General features: G+C 57.5%; 11 protein-coding genes. 8 read left to right on the plus strand and 3 right to left on the minus strand.

Features of this window, described 5'->3' with window-relative positions; all coding sequences use genetic code 11:
- The first annotated feature begins 68 nt into the window (after positions 1-68).
- From COMA1_RS02155 to COMA1_RS02165, 3 genes are read left to right on the plus strand one after another with little or no spacing between them, the layout of a single operon-like run.
- Positions 69-647, plus strand: coding sequence for a D-sedoheptulose-7-phosphate isomerase (locus tag COMA1_RS02155; RefSeq protein ID WP_090743111.1), 579 nt, complete (start codon positions 69-71; stop codon positions 645-647).
- On the plus strand, positions 631-1620 hold the full coding sequence (locus COMA1_RS02160; protein ID WP_090743114.1) for a GSU2086 family protein: 990 nt from the start codon (positions 631-633) through the stop codon (positions 1618-1620). Before COMA1_RS02155 ends, COMA1_RS02160 begins: the two co-directional genes overlap by 17 nt.
- Positions 1617-2303 carry a SprT-like domain-containing protein gene (locus COMA1_RS02165; RefSeq protein WP_090743117.1) on the plus strand — a complete coding sequence of 229 codons (687 nt, stop codon included), beginning with the start codon at positions 1617-1619 and terminating at the stop codon, positions 2301-2303. The genes COMA1_RS02160 and COMA1_RS02165 overlap by 4 nt, the downstream gene beginning before the upstream one ends.
- A 30-nt stretch (positions 2304-2333) precedes the next feature.
- Here COMA1_RS02165 and COMA1_RS02170 read toward each other — a convergent pair whose 3' ends face one another.
- The gene (locus tag COMA1_RS02170) at positions 2334-5522 is read right to left on the minus strand and encodes a response regulator (protein WP_176697783.1); all 3189 of its coding nucleotides are present in this window, start codon (positions 5520-5522) and stop codon (positions 2334-2336) included.
- A 214-nt stretch (positions 5523-5736) separates the two neighbouring features.
- Here COMA1_RS02170 and rfaE2 point away from each other — a divergent pair, with 214 nt between their 5' ends.
- The 4 genes from rfaE2 to COMA1_RS02190 all read left to right on the plus strand — a co-directional run bounded on the left by rfaE2 (position 5737) and on the right by COMA1_RS02190 (position 11657).
- On the plus strand, positions 5737-6219 hold the full coding sequence (rfaE2, locus tag COMA1_RS02175; RefSeq protein WP_090743122.1) for a D-glycero-beta-D-manno-heptose 1-phosphate adenylyltransferase: 483 nt from the start codon (positions 5737-5739) through the stop codon (positions 6217-6219).
- A gap of 24 nt (positions 6220-6243) precedes the next feature.
- Complete coding sequence (mfd, locus tag COMA1_RS02180) at positions 6244-9693, plus strand: transcription-repair coupling factor (protein WP_090743126.1); 3450 nt, start codon at positions 6244-6246, stop codon at positions 9691-9693.
- Positions 9694-9718: 25 nt separating this feature from the next.
- On the plus strand, positions 9719-10615 hold the full coding sequence (locus tag COMA1_RS02185; protein ID WP_176697784.1) for a peptidylprolyl isomerase: 897 nt from the start codon (positions 9719-9721) through the stop codon (positions 10613-10615).
- 85 nt (positions 10616-10700) lie between these two features.
- Positions 10701-11657 carry a peptidylprolyl isomerase gene (locus tag COMA1_RS02190; RefSeq protein WP_090743132.1) on the plus strand — a complete coding sequence of 319 codons (957 nt, stop codon included), beginning with the start codon at positions 10701-10703 and terminating at the stop codon, positions 11655-11657.
- A 54-nt stretch (positions 11658-11711) separates the two neighbouring features.
- Here the strand turns inward: COMA1_RS02190 and yihA are convergent, their stop codons facing one another.
- Positions 11712-12323 carry a ribosome biogenesis GTP-binding protein YihA/YsxC gene (yihA, locus tag COMA1_RS02195; RefSeq protein ID WP_090743134.1) on the minus strand — a complete coding sequence of 204 codons (612 nt, stop codon included), beginning with the start codon at positions 12321-12323 and terminating at the stop codon, positions 11712-11714.
- A gap of 16 nt (positions 12324-12339) precedes the next feature.
- On the opposite strand from yihA, the gene mtgA reads away from it, so the two are divergent.
- Entirely contained in the window at positions 12340-13149 is an 810-nt protein-coding gene (gene mtgA / locus COMA1_RS02200) for a monofunctional biosynthetic peptidoglycan transglycosylase (protein ID WP_090743135.1), read from the plus strand.
- A 302-nt stretch (positions 13150-13451) separates the two neighbouring features.
- Here mtgA and COMA1_RS21740 read toward each other — a convergent pair whose 3' ends face one another.
- Positions 13452-19682 carry a calcium-binding protein gene (locus tag COMA1_RS21740; RefSeq protein ID WP_090743136.1) on the minus strand — a complete coding sequence of 2077 codons (6231 nt, stop codon included), beginning with the start codon at positions 19680-19682 and terminating at the stop codon, positions 13452-13454.
- Positions 19683-19692: the final 10 nt, after the last annotated feature.

Raw genomic sequence — 19692 nt, forward strand, 5'->3', positions numbered from 1 at the left:
TTCTGTGCGCACTTCTCAGATCTGACCTTAGTTTGACAGGCTGAGCCGCCTCGCCTAGAATCGCGCCCATGCAAACAGTGGTATTGAAGGCTTTTACAGAAAGTGCCGACGTCAAACAGCAATTTGCACGAGCGCATGTCGATCGTATCGTGCAAGTCGCCACACTCATCGCCAAGGCCTTCGACAACGGCAACAAAGTTCTGCTCTTCGGCAACGGGGGAAGCTCCACGGATGCCGCACACATCGCCGCCGAATTCGTCGGACGCTATCGGCGCGACCGGGTGCCTCTCCCCGCGATCGCCCTCGCGACGGACATCGCCGCGATCACGTGCATTGCCAATGATTATGGGTATGAAGAGCTCTTTGCCCGCCAAGTTCGAGCGCATGGTCGAACGGGCGATATTGCCATCGGCATCAGTACGAGCGGGAACTCTCCCAATGTCCTGAAAGGCGTCACGGCGGCGCGTGAATGCGGACTCATCACCGTGGCTTGGACCGGCGGATCTGGAGGCAAGCTAGCCGGACTTGTCGACTACCCGTTTATCGTGCCGTCCACCCTGACATCCCGGATCCAAGAAAGTCATATTACGCTCGGTCATGTCCTATGTGAGCTGATAGAGGATCATCTCCTTGGGAACACGCCCTGACCGGACAACTCCAGCACGCCGTCCTGCCTTGATTGCCCCGATCAATGTATCGGATCTCAAGACCTATCCATTGAAGAAACGGTACAGCAAGGTCCGGGTCTCCGACTTTGCGATGCCGTGGAAACGTGGCGATTCTTTTAAAACGTTCTGCGACGGCTTGCCCGATATCCTCGGAGTCAAGTCATTGCGGGCCGTCACGCGAGCCATCGTCAAGGCTCATCGCAAGCGCCGTCCCGTGATCATCGGAATCGGCGCCCATGTCATCAAAGTAGGGCTCGCCCCAATCATCACGGATTTGATGGAACGGGGGATCGTCACAGCAGTGGCCATGAACGGGGCGGGGATTATTCATGACTTCGAACTGGCCCTCATGGGGCATACCTCCGAGGAAGTCGATGCGGAAATCGATGAAGGTCGGTTTGGTATGGCGGAGGAGACGGGACGGATCTTGAACGACGCCATCAGCCGTGGCGCCTCGGCAGGCCATGGATTAGGGGAAGCCATTGGGAACTACATGAACCACGCGGCCCATCAGTTCCCGAATCGCAAGACCAGCATTCTCGCCACCGGCGTTCGGCTTGGCATACCGGTCACCGTCCATGTCGCGGTCGGAACCGATATTATCCACATGCACCCCTCGGCCGATGGAGCCGCCATCGGGGCCACGTCGCTGCTCGACTTTCGGCGCCTGACGGCCGTGGTTGCCAAGATGGAAGGCGGGGTGTACGTCAATATCGGATCCTCCGTCATTCTTCCGGAGGTCTTTCTCAAAACGCTGTCGTTAGGGCGAAACCTTGGTCATCCGATTTCGAACATTACCACCGCCAATATGGATTTCTTGGTTCATTACCGCCCTCAGACCAACGTCGTGCGACGTCCGACACAAAAAGGCGGCCATGGCTATTCATTGACCGGGCACCATGAGATTATGTTGCCGTTGCTCGCGGCAGCAGTGTTGGAGGAACTGGGATGAAACCGGCCTCAACTGCTTCACCCACCTCAGGCCTCCCGTCTTCGGATGCATTACAAGCCTATTGGCAGCAGTTGAATGCGCAATATTTTTCCAGCTCGCTCCCGCCGATTGCGATCCTCTGGAGTCGTCGCCTGACCTCCTCGGTCGGGATGTTCAGTAGTCGCGGAGGCCCACGAGCCGCCTTCACGCATCGGAATTGCCGCCAGATTCGCCTCTCACTTCTGCTGTTCGAACAACTCGCTCACCGGACACTGTCTATCGAGCAGGAACTACGCAACACCCTCGCGCATGAAATGATCCATCAATGGCAGTTTGATATTCTCAAACGGCGGCCTGACCACGGACTGGTATTCCTAAAAAAAATGACCCAGATCAATCGTTCAGGAGAGGTTGCGGTTACGACGTACCACTCACTGGAGAAGGAAGTCATCGCCTTGTCGAGATTCTCCTGGCAATGCCTCGACTGCGGGCAGCTCTATCGGCGGCAACGGAAAACGATCCAGCCTCAACGACATCACTGCGGAGCCTGCCGAGGAACCTTGCAAGAGCTCACCTCAGAACCGGTGCAGCACAAAAAGGATCACCACCCATCCGCTGATCAGGCTTCTGAAGCGCGCGCGCAACCGCGACCACCACAAAACCCCACCAGATCACCGGAGCAGTTGACGCTCAAACTGGCGTGACAGGAGCGAAGCATACGGAAGGCACCCTTGCTACGCGGCTTCCCGGTTCTTCTCTGATCGGGACGACTCACGTACATTCTTTATGCGTTCAAGGACAGTCGCCAAGTCCTCGACCGAAATCGGCTTGGAAAGATAGTCATCCATCCCTGCAGCCAGGCATTGCTCACGGTCTCCCTGCATGGCGTTCGCAGTCAAGGCCACAATCGGCACACGATGGGGAGTCTCGGGTTTCGAGTTTCGAATTTCAGGTTGGAGGCTCGAATGAACCGGTCTTTGGCTTGAAACCTGGAACTCGGAACTAGAAACAGCTCCTGACGCTTCACGCTCTCGAATTACTCGTGTCGCTTCAAAGCCGTCCATCTCCGGCATTTGACAGTCCATGAAGATGACATCGTAACGTATCCGAGACAGCGCTTCGACCACTTCCCGCCCGTTGGCCACCACGTCGATACGATACCCCAATCGTTGGAAGAGGCGGACCGCCACTTTCTGATTCACGACGTTATCCTCAGCCAGCAGTATGCGAAGGTCCACGTTGGCTTTCGTCTCGGCAAGGGTATGACGAGTAATGAGGGGAGCCGGTTGATTCACCGCCGACACGCCGGCTCTCGCAGCGTACTGCGTCATGACTGCAACGAGACAATCGTGCAATTGCCGCTCACGAATTGGCTTCGTCAGGTATGCGGAGATCCCGGCTGTTTTAGCGGTTTTCGCATCTCCCCGCCGACCGAACGAGGTCAGCAGCACCAATTGAACTTCGGTCCCTCCCGTTTGGGTCCGTATGGTGCGCGCCAATTCGAGTCCGTCCGTTGGTCCCATATCCACATCCAACAGGACAAGATCAAATGCCGGTTGACGGTGTGCCTGACTTAGGGCCATGAGCGCTTCGGGTCCACTCGTGACGAGCGTCGGCTGCATGCCCCATTTTTTCGTCATCAGCTCCAAGATCTTTCGGTTGATGGCTTTGCTGTCCACGATGAGGATGTGGAGACCGGCCAACAAGACGGAATCCTTCTCGATCACATGCGACCCGCTGATCTGCTTGCGCAAATTCACTGTAAACCAGAAGCAGCTCCCGACTCCTACTTGACTCGTCACTCCGATCGCTCCCCCCATCAACTCGACCAAACGTTTGCAAATCGCAAGACCGAGACCGGTTCCGCCGTACTTCCTTGTCGTAGATCCGTCGGCCTGACTGAACGACTGAAACAGCCGTTCACGGGCCGCTTCAGAAATACCAATCCCCGTATCCGTGACCGCCACACGAATCGTGGTCTCTTCATTCGACTCAGCTTCAACGGTCACCTCCACCACGACATCTCCCTGGTCGGTAAACTTGATCGCGTTCGAAGCCAAGTTCATGACGATCTGACGGAGACGGCCTGGGTCACCCAGCAAATGTCTCGGCACATCGGCATGGAACAGACAAGCCAGATTGAGTCCTTTTGAGGACGCTCGCTCCGTCACAAGATCCAGCGATTCGTCAATCGCGAGACGAAGGTCGAATGCAATCGTCTCCAAATCGAGTTTCCCAGCCTCAATCTTGGAAAAATCAAGGACATCGTTGATAATCGTCAACAGATGGTCGCCACAGGTCCGCACCGTTTCAGCATATTCACGTTGCTCCTCCGTGAGTTGGGTGTCCAACAGGAGCCCGGTCATCCCGATCACCCCATTCATCGGCGTTCGAATTTCGTGGCTCATGCTGGCAAGAAACAGAGACTTGGCCTCGGTTGCAGCTTTGGCTTCCCTCAACGCTCCGTCTAATTGATGATTGATCTGCTCCATTTGCTGCGCATAAATTTTCAGCGCCTGCTCCGCTTCTTTTCGTCCGGTGATATCTCGAATGAATGCGCTGAAAATGGTGGTCCCCTCGATCGTCAACGGAGTCATGGCGAGTTCCATGGGGAATTCCCGGCCGTCTCGTCGAAGCCCGATCATTTCTACCAGTCGCTGAGCGGTGGGCACATCCCGAGACTGGAGCAGGCACTGAACGTACGCTCGATAGCTGGAGCGATGGGACAGCGGACAGAGCGTGTCGGCGGCATCTCTCCCGATGGCCTCCAGCGCAGACCACCCAAAGATCTGTTCCGCCTGGGCATTCCACTCCGTAATACAACCGCTTTCATCCATGGTCATCACTGCATCGAGGGCCGTGTCGATTATCAAGCTGGTGCGGGCCTCGTTCTGATGCAACGCCGTTTCCACTTCGGTCCGCTCGACGAAGAGGCCTATCTGGCTTCCGGTCGTGCCCAACGCGCGTAACAGATCCCGATCTTCCGCCTGAACCTCTCGGCTGAGGAATTCCATCACGCCATAGACGTTGGCTCTGAGCCAAATCGGAAAGGCACAGGCTCCACGGAGCACCCCTGGTGTCTCAAGAGACTCACGCGTAAAGAAGGGAGCTCCTGTCATATCCTCAATCCACAAGGGCTCACCACGCGCCCAACAGCACCCCGGCAGATCGGAGCCTGGACCGTGATCCTGTTGCCGGCTGTTGCGTACAAACTCCTGGACCACCGTCGAATCAACGGACCACCCATGCGCGCAGGTAAGCGATCGTCGATCGTCCTGTACTCTCCAGAACAACCCGACCTGCCAATCCAGACTGACCACAATCGCCTGCAAGAGGTCCGGGATGGCTTGCTCAACCGTAGAGGACCCCGCCAGTACTTTCGCCACTGCATGCTGGAGAGCTTGGCGACGATCGGCACGCTTTTGCTCTGTCACATCTTGAAGCACGCTCAGGACAGATCCGATTGACCCATTTTCAGCTGGAAGCGGAACGGTGGTCATTTCGACCCATCGAATTTGACGAGACAATCCAACCAGTCTGCACCGTCCACGGGCTTCACGTCCCTCGCGGGCAGCCTTATGCAGGTCGTCGAGTTGCTGATGATCACCCGTATGGACAAAATCCCGGAGATCGCGGCCAATGATTTCTTCTGAAAACCCGGCGTCGAAAAGCAAACATCCGGCGGGGTTAATCTGGACGACCCGATGGTCGAGTCCCGCCACCAGGATCCCCTGCGGCTCAGCCTCCAGGATACTCCTGAGTCTTTGTTCATTTTCTTGGAGCCGAGCATTCTCGTTTTCTGCTTGAAGTCGACGAGTCCGGTCCCGGTGCAATAGCTGTACGAGATAGACAATCAGGGGAACGACCAGTAGGAGATTGACAAGGCCAATAGCCCAAAACAGGTTTATGTCCCCATCACTCATCGGCAAGACTCCGGATACACCCATACCCTACGGCCAGACTGGTACCAGCCCCTACACTCCGTTATGTGCCGTATCGGCTCGTTAGGTGAGAACTTGAGCCGATGATCACCGTCTGAACAGGCTCTCCGTCATCCGGAGCCTCCCCGGACGATACCCTGCTCAAACGGCAGGAATCGCTCTTTCACTCGCACCGGCAGCCAGGTATGATGGGGCCATGAGCTCGAAGATCCTGCCACGAGAGCAACTTCTCCACCTTCTGGCCATGGATCGGACGAAGGGGAAGCGCATCGTGTTCACCAACGGGTGTTTCGACCTGATGCACATCGGGCATACTCGATACCTCCAAGCGGCAAGGGCACTGGGCGATGTCCTCGTGGTCGGGGTGAATAGTGATACATCTGTTCGGGCGTTAGAAAAAGCGCCGGACCGGCCGATCGTTCCAGAAGCGCAGCGAGCCGAAGTGCTGGCGGCCTTGGCCTGTGTCGACTATGTCGGGATCTTCAACGAACCGGACCCCCTTGAGCTCATCACGGCTATCCAGCCGGACATCCTGGTAAAAGGTGGGGATTGGCCCCTCGACCGGATCGTCGGTCGCAATGTGGTCGAAGCCCGCGGCGGCATCGTCAGGACGATCCCGCTGGTTCCCGGCCTATCAACCACTGAACTCCTTCAACGTATCCGCTCAACCGCGACGTAATTCGTGTCTGATACCACCGCTCACATGCCCACCTGGCTTGTCCCACTTCGATCGGCCCTCGATCACAAGCAGGCGCGTGTGTGCCTACTCGGGGCGCATGGCCCGACTTCGGCTTGCGCCGTCACACTACTGGACCGTCTCCGCCGTCATTCTCACAACAACGCCGGCCCATGGGTCGTGCTCACCGCAAGTGACGAGTCCGCAGAACGAATCTTCAATGACTTGCACTTCTTCCATTCGCTCATGGGACAACCTGTCGAAGGCCTCGCCTGGTTCCCGGAATGGGAGACCCTCCCCTATGAAGCAACGGCACCACATGTCGCGTTGATTGCACAGCGAATGACGACGCTTCATCGCCTGTTGATCAAGCCACCCACGATTCTCGTGACCTCCGTCGCTGCGGCCATGCATCGTGTGATCCCACGCTCGCTTTTCGAGGAAGCGGTGATTCGTTTCAAGACCGGTGCAACCTTCGAACGGGAATCTTTGGTCACAAGCCTGCTTCGCATTGGATACCGGCGGGTTTCCGTGGTGGAAATTCCAGGGGAATTCAGCATTCGTGGGGGAATCGTCGACATCTTCTCGACCGCCTACCCGAACCCGGTCCGAGTCGAATTTCTAGGGGATCAAGTCGAATCGATGCGGCTGTTTGACCCGGCGACCCAAACATCGATTGAAAAACTGAACGAGGGGTGGGTCTTACCCGCACGAGAATTTATCAGGCCTTCACAAACCCAGGACGCGACTGCACCGGTTCCTCCCGATGCAGAATGGCGAAGTCCTGACCTCTATGAGGCCATGGACACGTTGTTCGACTATCTTGGCTCGGATCCCTCCCTCGCTCTCGATCAACCGGAGAGTTTGAAGAAGGCCTGTGAGGCTGCCTGGAGCAAAATCGATGACGGATACCTCCGTCACGTCGATCGTGACATTGCCAATCCCTATCCGTCACCCGAGCGTCTTTTTCTCACGTGGGACGGCATCCAACAACGGATTGCCGCCTGCCCGATGATGGCGCTGGAACCGCTGGCAGCCCCGGACTCATCCTGGGAGCCGACCTTTTCATGGTCCACCCAGCTTCCTGGCAGTATCGGTCTTGGGATCAGAGGCACCGCCTTCAGCCAGACACTGAGCCTACTTGAGGGCCTCCGCGGTGAGCATCGGGTGGTCCTAGTTGCCCGAAGCCGGGGGCAAGTCGATCGCCTGCTCGCCCTCCTCCGAGAACATGACCTACCGGCCGAATCCTGGAATCCCTCCACCTGGTCAAACCAGCGAGCCGGCAAATCGCCGTTTTATGTGCTGCATGGAGATCTCTCGGTAGGGTTTCTATCCGGAGAACTCCGGCTCGCCCTCCTGACTGAAGAGGAACTCTTCGCAAAAGGCGCGCGCCATAAACCTCAACCCAAAAGTCGAACCGCCACGTTCCTGTCCTCGTTGGAAGACCTGAGCGTCGGCGATTACGTCGTGCATGTGCAACATGGCATCGCGAAGTATCGGGGCCTGAAACGCCTTTCGGTCCAAGACTTCGAGAGTGACTACTTGATCCTAGAGTTCGCAGGCGGCGATACCCTGTATGTTCCGCTCGACCGATTGAATCAAGTGCAACGATACAGCGGCGCCGAGAGTCATGTTCCTCGACTCGATCGATTGGGCGGCACCAGTTGGGCCAAGACGACCGCCCGAGTCAAGAAAGACATCGAAGAAATGGCCCAAGAACTCATCGACCTCTATGCCAACCGCGAGCTGGTGAAACGGAATGCCTATGGCGTAACCACGACTCTCTACCACGAATTCGAGGCCGCGTTTGAATACGAGGAGACCGCCGACCAGCTCAAAGCCATCGCAGACATCAGCCGAGACCTGGAATCAACTAAACCCATGGACCGCCTGGTGTGCGGCGACGTGGGGTATGGAAAGACCGAAGTCGCCATGCGCGCCGCCTTCAAGGCGGTGGAGCACGATCGGCAGGTGGCGGTCCTGGTTCCCACGACACTATTGGCCCACCAGCATTATGAAAACTTTGCCGAACGGTTTGCCCCCTTTCCCATGCGCGTCGCACTGCTCTCACGATTCCAATCGCCCAGGGAAACGAAAGCCATTCTGAAGGATGTCGCGGCCGGAACCGTCGATGTCGTCATCGGTACTCACCGACTGTTGCAGAAGGACGTGACGTTTCGCCATCTCGGTCTGGTCATCATCGACGAGGAACAGTGGTTCGGGGTCAAACACAAGGAGCGACTCAAGCAACTTCGGACACAGGTCGACGTCTTGACGTTGACCGCCACGCCCATTCCACGCACCCTACAAATGGCCATGTCGAGTGTCCGAGACCTCTCGATCATCGACACCCCTCCAGCTGGACGGCTGGCCATCAAAACAGAGGTGGTTCGGTTCAGCGAGAAAGCTGTACGGGATGCCGTCCTGCGCGAGCTTGGACGAGGCGGGCAGGTCTACTTTGTCCACAACCGTGTGGAAACGATGGAGCGGATCGGCGCCTGGCTGCATCAGCTGATTCCTGAGGCCAGAATGGTCATGGCGCACGGGCAGATGGACGCCAAGCCGTTGGAAGCCGTCATGCTGAAATTCGTGAAGCGCGAGGCCGACATTCTGATCGCCTCGGCCATCATTCAGTCCGGACTCGACGTCCCGAGCGCGAATACGATCATCGTGAACCGCGCCGATCTTTTTGGACTCGCGCAACTGTACCAGTTGCGTGGGCGGGTCGGACGGGGAGGTGATCAGGCCTACGCCTATTTCCTCATTCCCGATGAAGGCACACTGACCGGCGATGCACAGAAACGATTGATCGCGATTCAACAGTTTACAGAGCTTGGATCGGGGTTCCGCATCGCTGCGGCTGACATGGAGATCCGAGGCGCCGGGAATCTGTTAGGGAAGCAGCAGTCCGGCCATATTGCTGCCATTGGACTGGATCTCTACATGCAAATGGTCGAACAAGCCGTTCAACGGTTGAAGGGGCATGTGATCGAGGAGGAACCGGACCCGACGCTGCAGCTGCCCGTTTCAGCCTTTATCCCTGAGCCCTACGTGACGGATCCCCACCACCGGCTTTCCCTTTACAAACGGCTGACGGCCTGCAACCAAGTCGGCGAGCTCGCCCTCCTGCACGGAGAGATCCAGGACCGGTACGGCCCCGCTCCAGAGCCGGTCGAGCGGTTGCTCGAAGTGATGCAACTCCGAACCCATGCGAAACGCCTCCGGTTGACTTCGCTCGACGTACACGGTCAATCGGTCACGATCGTGTTCCAACCGAAGGTGACGCTCCCTGAACCGGCCGTTCATCGCTTGATGGACCAGCTGAAGAAACGGCTGAAGTTCCTCAGTCCCACCTCTTTTGAAATCTCCATGCGTCAGAGCGACTGGCCGTCGCTGTTTTCGGAACTCAATGCAATCTTGCAAAGCCTCGACCTCTGTGATACCAAGACGATCAGCACGGATACGACAAGTTCTTGATCGAGACCCTCAGGTACCACCACGTATGAGACACTTCCTGTTCCTGACCTTCTGTCGGACCTATCTCCTGCCTGGACTGCTTGCCGGCATGGTAGCCGGGTTCGGGCCTGTGGTCTCCGGGTGTGCCGATCGACAGGAGGAACCGGTCGTCGCGCTGGTGAATGGCCGAAGTATCACTCAAACTGAATTTGATCTTCGATGGGGAGAGCTCTCACCTGCCACGCGTTCTCGCTATGAGAAGGACGGCGGCAAGCGGAAATTCTTGGATGAACTGATTACCCGAGAGCTCCTCATGCAGGAAGGGCGCCGACGAGGCTTAGACCATAGTGAGATCATCCGGGACAAGACGCAACGGTATAAGGAACAGCTCATCCTCGACGAACTTCTGAAAGACAAGCTCCAATCCAAGGTCGAACTGACACAAGTCGAACTTGATGCCTACTACGAGAAGCACGCCGCCGAACTGCTGGACCCGTTGAAAGCCAGCATTTCTGTCATGCTTCTGCCCAATGTCTATGCCGCAAAAGACCTGGAATCGCAGGTGAATCGGGGCGGGAACTTTGCCAAGTTCGCCCAGAGGTATTCGATGGACGACAAGACAAAGTCCAAAGGCGGCGATCTGGGCCCCTATCGAAAAGGGCTGCTGCTTCCTGAGCTGGATACGGCCATTCATACCCTCAAGCCTGGGATGGTCAGCGGTCCCATCAAGACCGAGCATGGATACTATCTTGTCATGCTGTCCCCTCTGGATGAAGCGATTATCCAAACCGACCTGGCGACAAAAGAACGCCTTCGGCAAGAGCTCCTGGCCGATAAGCGGCGCAAACGATTCGACGAAGTGATTGCCGATATTCGAACCAATGCGGCAGTTCGGTTTGCTGAAGCCGCTCGATATATCAACGAGGACACCGGCAAGCGTTAGTCCCTGCTGATTTCCACGAACCCACCGCTTCGTGTAGAATTATCGAACGAGTGACGAACGCTTTCCACCCCAGGGTGCAGGAACCATGACCACCGCTGCTCAAAAATCCTCTTGGGAAACGAAACTCCTATCGGCCTTGACCCTCTTCGTATTCGCCTGCTGGTCCCCTCATCTGGCTTCAGCTCACCTGCAGGATCGTATCGTCGCCATCGTCAATTCCGAGCTGATCATGCTCTCCGATGTTCAGCGCGAGTTTGGAGCCGAGCAAGAGCGTCTCTCCCGCACACACCGTGGAACTGATCTCCCCCAACGGCTGAAGACCGCGGAATACATGGCCTTGACGAAGCTGATTGAACGGAAATTGCAACTCCAGGAAGCCAAGGCAAAGAAGGTGGAGGTGTCCGACAGCGAGGTCAAACAAGCCATGGAGCAAATGGCGCGGCAGGGCACGTCCCTCAACCCTGCGAGCCCCAGCGACCTCCAGACCGTGCGCGATCAACTCGTACTCATGCGAGTGGCCGATCAGCATATTCGCGGCAATATCATGGTCGGCGACTCTGAGATGAAGCGGTACTACCAAGAACATCGCGACCGGTTTGCTCTCCCCGAAGAGTACGACTTGAGTCAAATTCTGATCCGCCCACGCTCCTCGGATGGGCTGGCCGATGCGCTGACCAAAGCGCGCCGCGCCATGAATGATCTGAAGCGAGGTGACAAGTTCGAAGATGTCGCCAAGGAGTACTCCGACGGCGACAATGCTTTGCAAGGCGGACGGCTCGGCGTGGTTCGGCAGGGTGAGCTCATCCCCATCATCGATCAGGCCATCGCGCGCTTGGTACCCGGTGGGATCTCCGACATTATCGAGAGCCCCGAAGGAATTCAGATTCTCCGGATGGACGATCGCAAACCCAAACGGTTTCGGAAGTACGAGGAAGTCCGGCGAGAACTTCAAGACCTGGTCTATCAGCAAAAAAGCGAAGACATGTATCAAGCCTGGCTCGTCCAGCTAAAGAATAAGTCCTATATCGAGATTAAATTCTAGCGCAGCGGTCACGCGCCCCTCCCCCCGCTCCTCTCCGACAATGAACAGAGATCACTAAAGATCGCAGCGGCCGGCCGCCTCACGCAGCGATCCCCACAGCCGGTCTCTTCCCTCCCCCGTCATGGACGAATAGGGAATCACGGCGTCTCCTTCGGCCAGTCCTAAACTCTGATGGATCTGGCGCATGGTTCGCACCCGCTCATGTGCCTTTAGCTTGTCGACTTTAGTCACGACGACGACCGGATCGTGCCCGATCGAGTGGAGCCAGGCCATGGTCTGCCGATCTTGGTCTGTCACGACGCGACTGTCCACCAACAGTACAACTCGGAGCAACGCCTCGCGACCAAGCAAGTAGCTTTCCAGCAAGGGGCCCCACTGACTGCGAACGGTTTTCGGCACGTTTGCAAATCCATAGCCTGGCAAATCGATGAGATAAAATTGCGAGAGATGAGGATCTGATGTCGAGATCTGAAACACATTCACAGCTTGTGTTTTTCCAGGTGTTCGGCTGACCTTGGCAAGATCCCGACGATTCAATAACGAGTTGAGTAAGGACGATTTGCCTACGTTGGAGCGCCCGACGAAGGCAATCTCATGGAGATCACCGGACGGAAACTGTTCTGAAGAGACACAACTTTTGATAAACTCGGCGGCAAAGATTTTCATGTCGTCAGGCTGATCAATGGATACGAGCCGGAAACCCAATCAGAGTCCCGTCTTTCTGCGTCACTACACATACGACCCTCCCCCGCTCAAGTCAACCGGTGGCAGCAAAATCCGGCGCGTCTTGCTCTGGGGCACCCTCTTCATTGGACTTCTACTGGGTATTCTGGTGCTGAGCTGGTTCATAAGCTTGCCCGATGTGGAGCGACTCACGCGGACCAACCCGACATCCACCGCCCTGATGGAAACCCGGCAGACTCAGGCACAGGAGCAGGGGCGTGCCAGCAAACAGCAATGGACGTGGGTCCCGCTTTCTCGTATCTCTCCCCACCTTCGTCATGCCGTGGTGGCCGCAGAAGATGCGTTGTTCTTTACTCACGAAGGATTCGACTGGGAAGGCATCAAAGACGCGGCTATGCACAACCTTGAAGCCGGCGAATTCAAGCGTGGCGGCAGCACCATTACGCAGCAACTGGCAAAAAATCTCTACCTATCGTCCGAACGGTCCCTCTTTCGGAAAGCCAAGGAAGCCCTGATTACTCGGGAACTGGAACAACGCCTCTCCAAAAAGCGCATTCTTGAACTGTACCTCAATGTGGCTGAGTGGGGACATGGCGTCTATGGCGCGGAAGCCGCTGCCCATCACCATTTCGGCAAGCCCTCTCACGAACTGACGGCCGACGAAGCCGCCTGGCTCGCGGCGATGCTGCCCTCCCCCCGCCGATACGATCCCCTCAGGAAAACGACCTTCTTAACGCGACGTCACGAGCGTATTCTCCGATTGATTGATCGGCAATCCGGAACCTCTACGCCAGTGGCGGAAGAATAGAATTCCAAACAGCCATTACTCTGAGTACTCAGAAGAATCGCCGACCTGACTGTGATCCTGTTCTCCAAAAATGGCCGTTTCGTGGGTGTAGTGTTTGAACTCCAGTATCTTGTGAGAGGGGTCCACAAGAAAGATTCTGCGATGCTCAAGAGATACCACAGCAGCACATACACCAAGAGTCATGCCTGCCACCACAATCAGGTCATAGAATATTCCAGCGACTGCACACCGGTGCTGGAATTGACACCACGTCGAACCGATTCGATCTGACTGGCCCGTTCGATAGTCGCCCTGCTCGAGAGTTAGAGGAGGAAATCCCCGGCGGCGACGCTGCCGACCCCAGTCAGCTGGATTTCAAGATCAGCCACACCATTGCCGTCGGTGTCGCCTTGCAGCGTTGCGGTCGCCGCATGAAAGCGCAATTGACCCGCGACTGAGGTAAACGCCCCCGTGTTGATAAACGTGAAGGCGTTGTCGCTCCCACCCAGCACGGCATCGATGCCGGCTAGATCGATCTTGTCGCTGCCGCTGACAAAGTCGGTGATGACGTCCTTGTTCGCACCAGCGGGGCTTTCAGTGATCAGATTGAAGTCAACGATGTCGTTCCCCGCTCCGCCCGTCAAAGTATCCTTCCCGGCCCCGCCGGTGAGAATGTTCGCGGCACTGTTGCCCGCCAACACATTGTCCAGCGTATTCCCCGTCCCATTGATGGCCGTCGTCCCGGTCAAGGTGAGGGTTTCGAGATTCGCACCCAGGGTCCAGGTCACCGCACTCTGCACGGTATCCGTTCCGGCACTCGCCGCTTCCGTCACCGTATCACCCGTCCCGACGACATAGGTGTCGTTCCCCGTCCCACCAGTCAGCACATTCACCGCACTGTTCCCGGTGAGCACATTGTTCAGGGTATTCCCCGTCCCGTTAATCGCCGTCGTCCCGGTCAACGTGAGCTGCTCGAAGTTGGCCCCCAACGTTCGAGTCACGGCGCTGAGCACGGTGTCGGTTCCTTCATTGGCATTCTCCGTCGTGACATCGCCCGTCGCATTGACGACGTAGGTGTCATCCCCGGCCCCACCCACCATCGTATCGTTCCCGGCCCCGCCGTCGAGCGTGTCGTTGCCGGCGGCGCCGGTCAGCGTATTCACGGCACCATTGCCGATCAGCATATTGTTCAGGGTATTCCCCGTCCCATTGATGGCCGTGGTGCCGGTCAACGTGAGCTGCTCGAAATTCGCCCCCAACGTTCGAGTCACGGCGCTGAGCACGGTATCGGTTCCTTCATTGGCATTCTCCGTCGTGACATCGCCCGTCGCATTGACGACGTAGGTGTCGTCTCCCGCACCGCCTACCATCGTATCGTTCCCTGTGCCGCCGTCGAGCACATTGTTTCCCACGTTGCCGGTCAGACTATTGTTCAGCGTGTTGCCCGTCCCATTGATGGCCGTGGTGCCGGTCAAGGTGAGGTTCTCCAGATTGGCGCCCAGAGTCCAGGTCACGACACTCTGCACAGTATCAGTCCCTGCACTCGAGGCTTCGGTCACCGTATCGCCGGTCCCCACGACATAGGTATCGTTCCCGCTTCCACCGGTCAGGATGTTCGCCGCACTATTGCCGGTCAGGATGTTTGCCAAGGAGTTGCCGGTACCATTGATGGCCGTCGTGCCGGTCAGCGTGAGATGCTCGACGTTCGCACCGAGTGTATAGGTAACGGAGCTTTGGACCGTATCAGTGCCTTGATTCGTTTGCTCGGTCACCACATCGCCGGCGTTGTCCGCCAGATAGAGATCGTTGCCCGTTCCCCCGGCCATACTGTCAGCCCCACTGCCGCCATCAAGCGTATCGTTCCCCCCGCCGCCACTGAGCGTGTCGTCGCCGCCTAGACCAGAGAGCGTATCGTTGGTTGCGGCACCGGTGAGGAAATCAGAATCGTCGGTACCGACGAGTGTCACTCCTTCTGTCCGGCTTGCAATGGCGGCGGCATCCCAGATCGTCCCGTCCGCAAACTTGATCTGCTCAACCTGATAGAGCGGCCCAACGAAGTAGCTTTCGATCGTCAGCTGATCGGTGGTGCCGTTGATCGTCAAGAGAAGACTGTTCTCGATCGTCGCTTGGAGTCGGACATCCGCCGGTGCCACCGTGTTATCGAGAAGCACCGTGTCCACGCCCCCGTCAGGCCCCGGGTCCGGAAAATCATTCACCCGATCCTGCCCACCTCCCCGGCCGAAGAGATAGATGTCGTTCCCATCGCTACCGATGAGGCTATCGTTGCCGGCCCCGCCGTCCAGTCGATCGTTTCCGGTGAAGCCGGTCAACGTATCGTTTCCATCCAGCCCGAACATGTCGTTGTCATTGCCGAACCCGCTGAGGACGTCGTTCCCATTCGTGCCCATGATCAGCTGTACGCGACTCGCAATCTCGGTCTCCCCCCAGATTGTCCCGTCGGCAAAGTGAATCTCGCCGACCGTGGGTGTCCGAAGACCTGGCTCGATCAGATAGTTCTCGACGGTGATTTGATCAGACGTGCCCACGATCTTGAGGACCAAATGGTTGCCCTGCCCCTCGAACGTCACATCTGTCGGGGTCACTCCGGCAAGGAATTGGATGTAGTCAATAAAATTCGGCGTGTCATAGAACTGCGTTCCGGTCTGGATCACATCCTGTCCATAGCCATGTCCGAACACATAGCTATTGTCTCCCTGTCCGATCAACGTATCGTTGCCTTGCTTCCCATCCAGCAAGTCCGACCCGGTCATCTGGTTGTTCAGCGTGTTCCCGACGAGATCAACGGTGGCACTGGGGAAAAACGTATCTTCGCGCAATTCGATATTCTCCACTTCGTCGGGCAACACAAACAACCCGGGTATCGCCACGCTGACCGTATCAAATCCTCCACCAGCGGACTCGACGATTACATGGCCTGACCCATAGAGCTCATACAGATCATTCCCCGCTCCGCCCACTAAACGATCGGTTCCCAGGTCGGCCCTCACCTGGTCATCACCGGCTCCTCCATAGAGCACATCATTGCCCTCATCTCCTCTCAGCTGATCATTCCCGTCGCCACCGTCCAACGTGTCGTCGCCGGCGCCGCCTTGCAATTGGTCAAGCCCGGCTTCCCCTAGAAGCGTATCCGCCTCGCCCAGTCCGGAGACCGTGTCATCGCCGGCACCTGCCGCAATCCGATCAGTGAACTCCGTGCCGACGAGCGACTCGCCGGCGCTGGTTCCGACCTGCTGGAAACCACGCGCGCTCAGCAACTGACTGTAGGTGAGCACCGTTCCATCGGCAAATTGAAAACTGTCGATCGGGTGCGGATCGGCTGGAACCGATGCGTTGAAGTTGCTGATCTGCACCGTATCACCGACCGTCCCTACGCGAAGGAGCAACGTACTACCCACTTGCTCCAGCGCCACCGATCCTGCATCGACCCCGAAAACCAGCCGATTGCCTTCTCCCGCTGTGTCCTCAATCGTATCGACGCCGTCGCCGACGTTGAACACATAGGTGTCCTGCCCAGATCCTCCGATGAGTAGATCTTGACCGGTCCCGCCAACGAGTGTGTCGTTTCCGGAATCACCATCGAGCTCGTCGTCGCCCGCGCCACCGTTGAGCTGGTCGTTTCCCCCATTGGTTGGATTCGTCTCGAGCGCCATCCGATCGCCGCGCAGCGCGTCGTTCCCCTCTCCCCCGACGAGCGTATCGTTCCCGAGACCACCCTGCAGCTCGTCATCGCCTTCCCCGCCGTCGAGCAGGTCATCGCCGATCAGCGTCACGCGCAGAGGATCATCCCCAAAGAGCGCATCATTGCCGGCCCCACCGAAGAGCTGATCGGCGCCTTCGTCCCCTTTCATCTGATCGATCCCGTCGCCGCCGCTCAAGAGATCCGTACCGGCACCGCCCTGCAGGACATCGTCTCCCTCTTCGCCGAAGAGCGAATCGTTTCCTGCAATCTGTGGATCGAGGTTCGTATCGCCCAGGATCACATCATTTCCAATTCCACCGAACAACTGATCATCCCCGCCATCACCGAGCAATTGGTCGTTGCCGTCCCCGCCGTTGAGCACATCGTTGGCGCCGACACCAACAATGGGTCCGTCGCTGTCGCCATAGAGCAGATCATCGCCGGCGTCGCCGAACAGCGTATCCTCCCCGGCATGCCCGAACAGCGTGTCGATGTCCGCGCCGCCGTTGAGCACATCCTTTCCTTGCCCACCGGCCAGCGTATCGTTCCCGGCGCCGCCATCCAACAGATCGTCGCCCCCCACCGGATCATTCACAAAATCCCCGAATAGCGTATCCGCTCCGTCCCCGCCGATCAGCCGATCTCCCCCACCACCGCCATACAGCCGATCGCTGCCAGCCCCGCCGTCCAGCAGGTCGTTACCAGGTGTCACCCCATTCAGTGTCTCATCGTCGCCGTAGAGCCGATCGTCCTCAGTGCCACCAAGCAACACATCGTCGCCGCCGTCACCTCGGAGGTAGTCGATGCCGGCCCCGCCGTCGAGGATGTCTGCCGCGCCCGTCACGCTGACAAAGGCCGTCTGTGCCACATTCACAAAAGCGCCCTGCCCATCGGCGACTTGCGCAATCCACCCGTCCGGTCGATTCTCTCCCCACAGCTGATCATCCCCCGCCCCACCGTTGAGGACATCGACTCCAAGCGCCCCCATCAAGATATCGTTGCCCGCCCCGCCGTCGGCATAGTGCTCGCCCGACTCGATCGTATACTGGGTGAAATTGACGACGCGCGTGCTCCCGGCCATGATGTCCGCATCGTCTCCGCCCTGAAATACATCGCCGTCGCCGACATAGGCGAAATCGTTCCCGGCGCCGCCGATGAGATAGTCCTGGCTGTTTCCCCCAACCAACGAGTCGTTGCCCGCCCCCCCGTCGAGCACATCGCCAAACTGATCGTTGAGGCTGATGCTGCTATCCAAGATATTGTTCAGAGCATTGCCATAGACAGCCCCAGGGCCGCTGAGATTCTCCGGGAGCGAGCCATTGATATCGGTTGGCCCCAGGGTCACAGTGAGGTCAAACGGGCCGGTGGGCACGCCCGTATCTTGTGGAGCACTGGTGGCATCGATCAACTTGATCCCGAACTGGCCGCTCTGAAAGTTCTCGTTAATCGTCAGGGTGTTCCCATTCAGCGTCAGCTTGAGATGGCCACCTTCAAGCCGATACTCAAATTGCCCATCTGGACTCTTCCAGGTCGTATCGCCAGCCTTCTTAATCCCGCCAACCAGTAAGTGTCCATCCACCTTGATCATGCCGGTGGCATCCGAATCTTCGATCGTATCGTTGCCGTCGGTGAGACTGGTAAAGTAGTACGTATCGTTCCCCTCGCCACCTTCTAAGCGATCGTCCCCGGCCCCACCCGTCAAGGTGTCGCTATTCTCCCCGCCTCGCAGCACATCCGCACCATCTCCACCCTCCAACACATCGAACCCCGCCTCGCCAAGCAAGAGATCCGCCTCAGAATCACCCAGTAACGTGTCGCTCCCGGTGCCACCGTAGAGCACATCGGTCCCACTCCCGCCCTCAAGTTGATCCATCCCGCCTTCGCCGAAGAGGAGATCTCCCTTGCTCGTCCCTTTCAGGGTTTCAAACAGAGCCAACGCCGGAGCCGCATCCTTTCCCACCAGCACCTCACCATCGATCGTGCGGCCTTCGGCATAGTTACCGACAAGACGAGTTTTTGCATTACCGCTTTCATATGCAAAGGTATCTGTGGCAGAAGGGGCGGTATGTATATCACTCTCATAGGTCTGAATGGTGTCCCGATGTGCTGCGTACATGCGAAAGATTGACTTGGCTTCCGCATCGTTCAGCGCTGCGTTCTCGTACAGGCTGAACTTGTCGGACTCCGCATAGCGACGATTGGCAATGCCTTCCGCCAAATTCGGATCGGTGATGCGCTCACGGTTGGATTGATATCGAATCTCATACCAAGCCTCGGCTCGATCGCCGGTTTGCAACGCATGGACCAAGTTGGGGCCGATGAGGCTGGGAGCATTAAACATCAGCGACAGCAACGCCACCATTTCTTGTGACCCGGCTAGGGCGCCGAACGTCGGCTGCCCGATTTTAGTGATCAGCGCTGCCGTGGCGTCATCGACGAGCAAATTGAACAACGGCTGAAACTGCGTTTCCGTAATCGTGCCGAAACTGAACGGGGTATTGGTCGGATCAGGACTTCCCGCATTCCAATGGGCGATGGTGGGGATATTTGATGCGACCGGGATACCATTCAATCTATCTACGGCAGCTTGAAGAATATCCATGTCATCGTCAGTACGCTGAGGATCGTTCGTCAACGTGACACCCAACGCCTGCATTTTATCAGCCACGTCAGATCTCAACTCATACAGCCCAGATGACCTCTGAATTGCCAACGCGAAGCCGACTCCTAATGTGGGGATATTCTTCCCGTCCAGATAGATCCGCGGCACAAACCCTTCTTGAGCCTTGAGGAAGGCAAAGACCGCCGCATTGAAATCACCCGCAATGGTATGAGGAAAGTTGAGCGTTGACATAGACAAACTC

This window comes from Candidatus Nitrospira nitrosa (genome assembly GCF_001458735.1).
Taxonomy (GTDB): domain Bacteria; phylum Nitrospirota; class Nitrospiria; order Nitrospirales; family Nitrospiraceae; genus Nitrospira_D; species Nitrospira_D nitrosa.

Bases quoted from the DNA above. Each gene is read 5' to 3' on its own strand.
- COMA1_RS02190 (WP_090743132.1), top strand. From the start codon at position 10,701: ATGACCACCGCTGCTCAAAAATCCTCTTGGGAAACGAAACTCCTATCG.
- COMA1_RS02185 (WP_176697784.1), top strand. From the start codon at position 9,719: ATGAGACACTTCCTGTTCCTGACCTTCTGTCGGACCTATCTCCTGCCT.
- mfd (WP_090743126.1), top strand. From the start codon at position 6,244: ATGCCCACCTGGCTTGTCCCACTTCGATCGGCCCTCGATCACAAGCAG.
- yihA (WP_090743134.1), bottom strand. From the start codon at position 12,323: ATGAAAATCTTTGCCGCCGAGTTTATCAAAAGTTGTGTCTCTTCAGAA.
- COMA1_RS02170 (WP_176697783.1), bottom strand. From the start codon at position 5,522: ATGAGTGATGGGGACATAAACCTGTTTTGGGCTATTGGCCTTGTCAAT.
- mtgA (WP_090743135.1), top strand. From the start codon at position 12,340: ATGGATACGAGCCGGAAACCCAATCAGAGTCCCGTCTTTCTGCGTCAC.
- rfaE2 (WP_090743122.1), top strand. From the start codon at position 5,737: ATGAGCTCGAAGATCCTGCCACGAGAGCAACTTCTCCACCTTCTGGCC.
- COMA1_RS21740 (WP_090743136.1), bottom strand. From the start codon at position 19,682: ATGTCAACGCTCAACTTTCCTCATACCATTGCGGGTGATTTCAATGCG.
- COMA1_RS02165 (WP_090743117.1), top strand. From the start codon at position 1,617: ATGAAACCGGCCTCAACTGCTTCACCCACCTCAGGCCTCCCGTCTTCG.
- COMA1_RS02155 (WP_090743111.1), top strand. From the start codon at position 69: ATGCAAACAGTGGTATTGAAGGCTTTTACAGAAAGTGCCGACGTCAAA.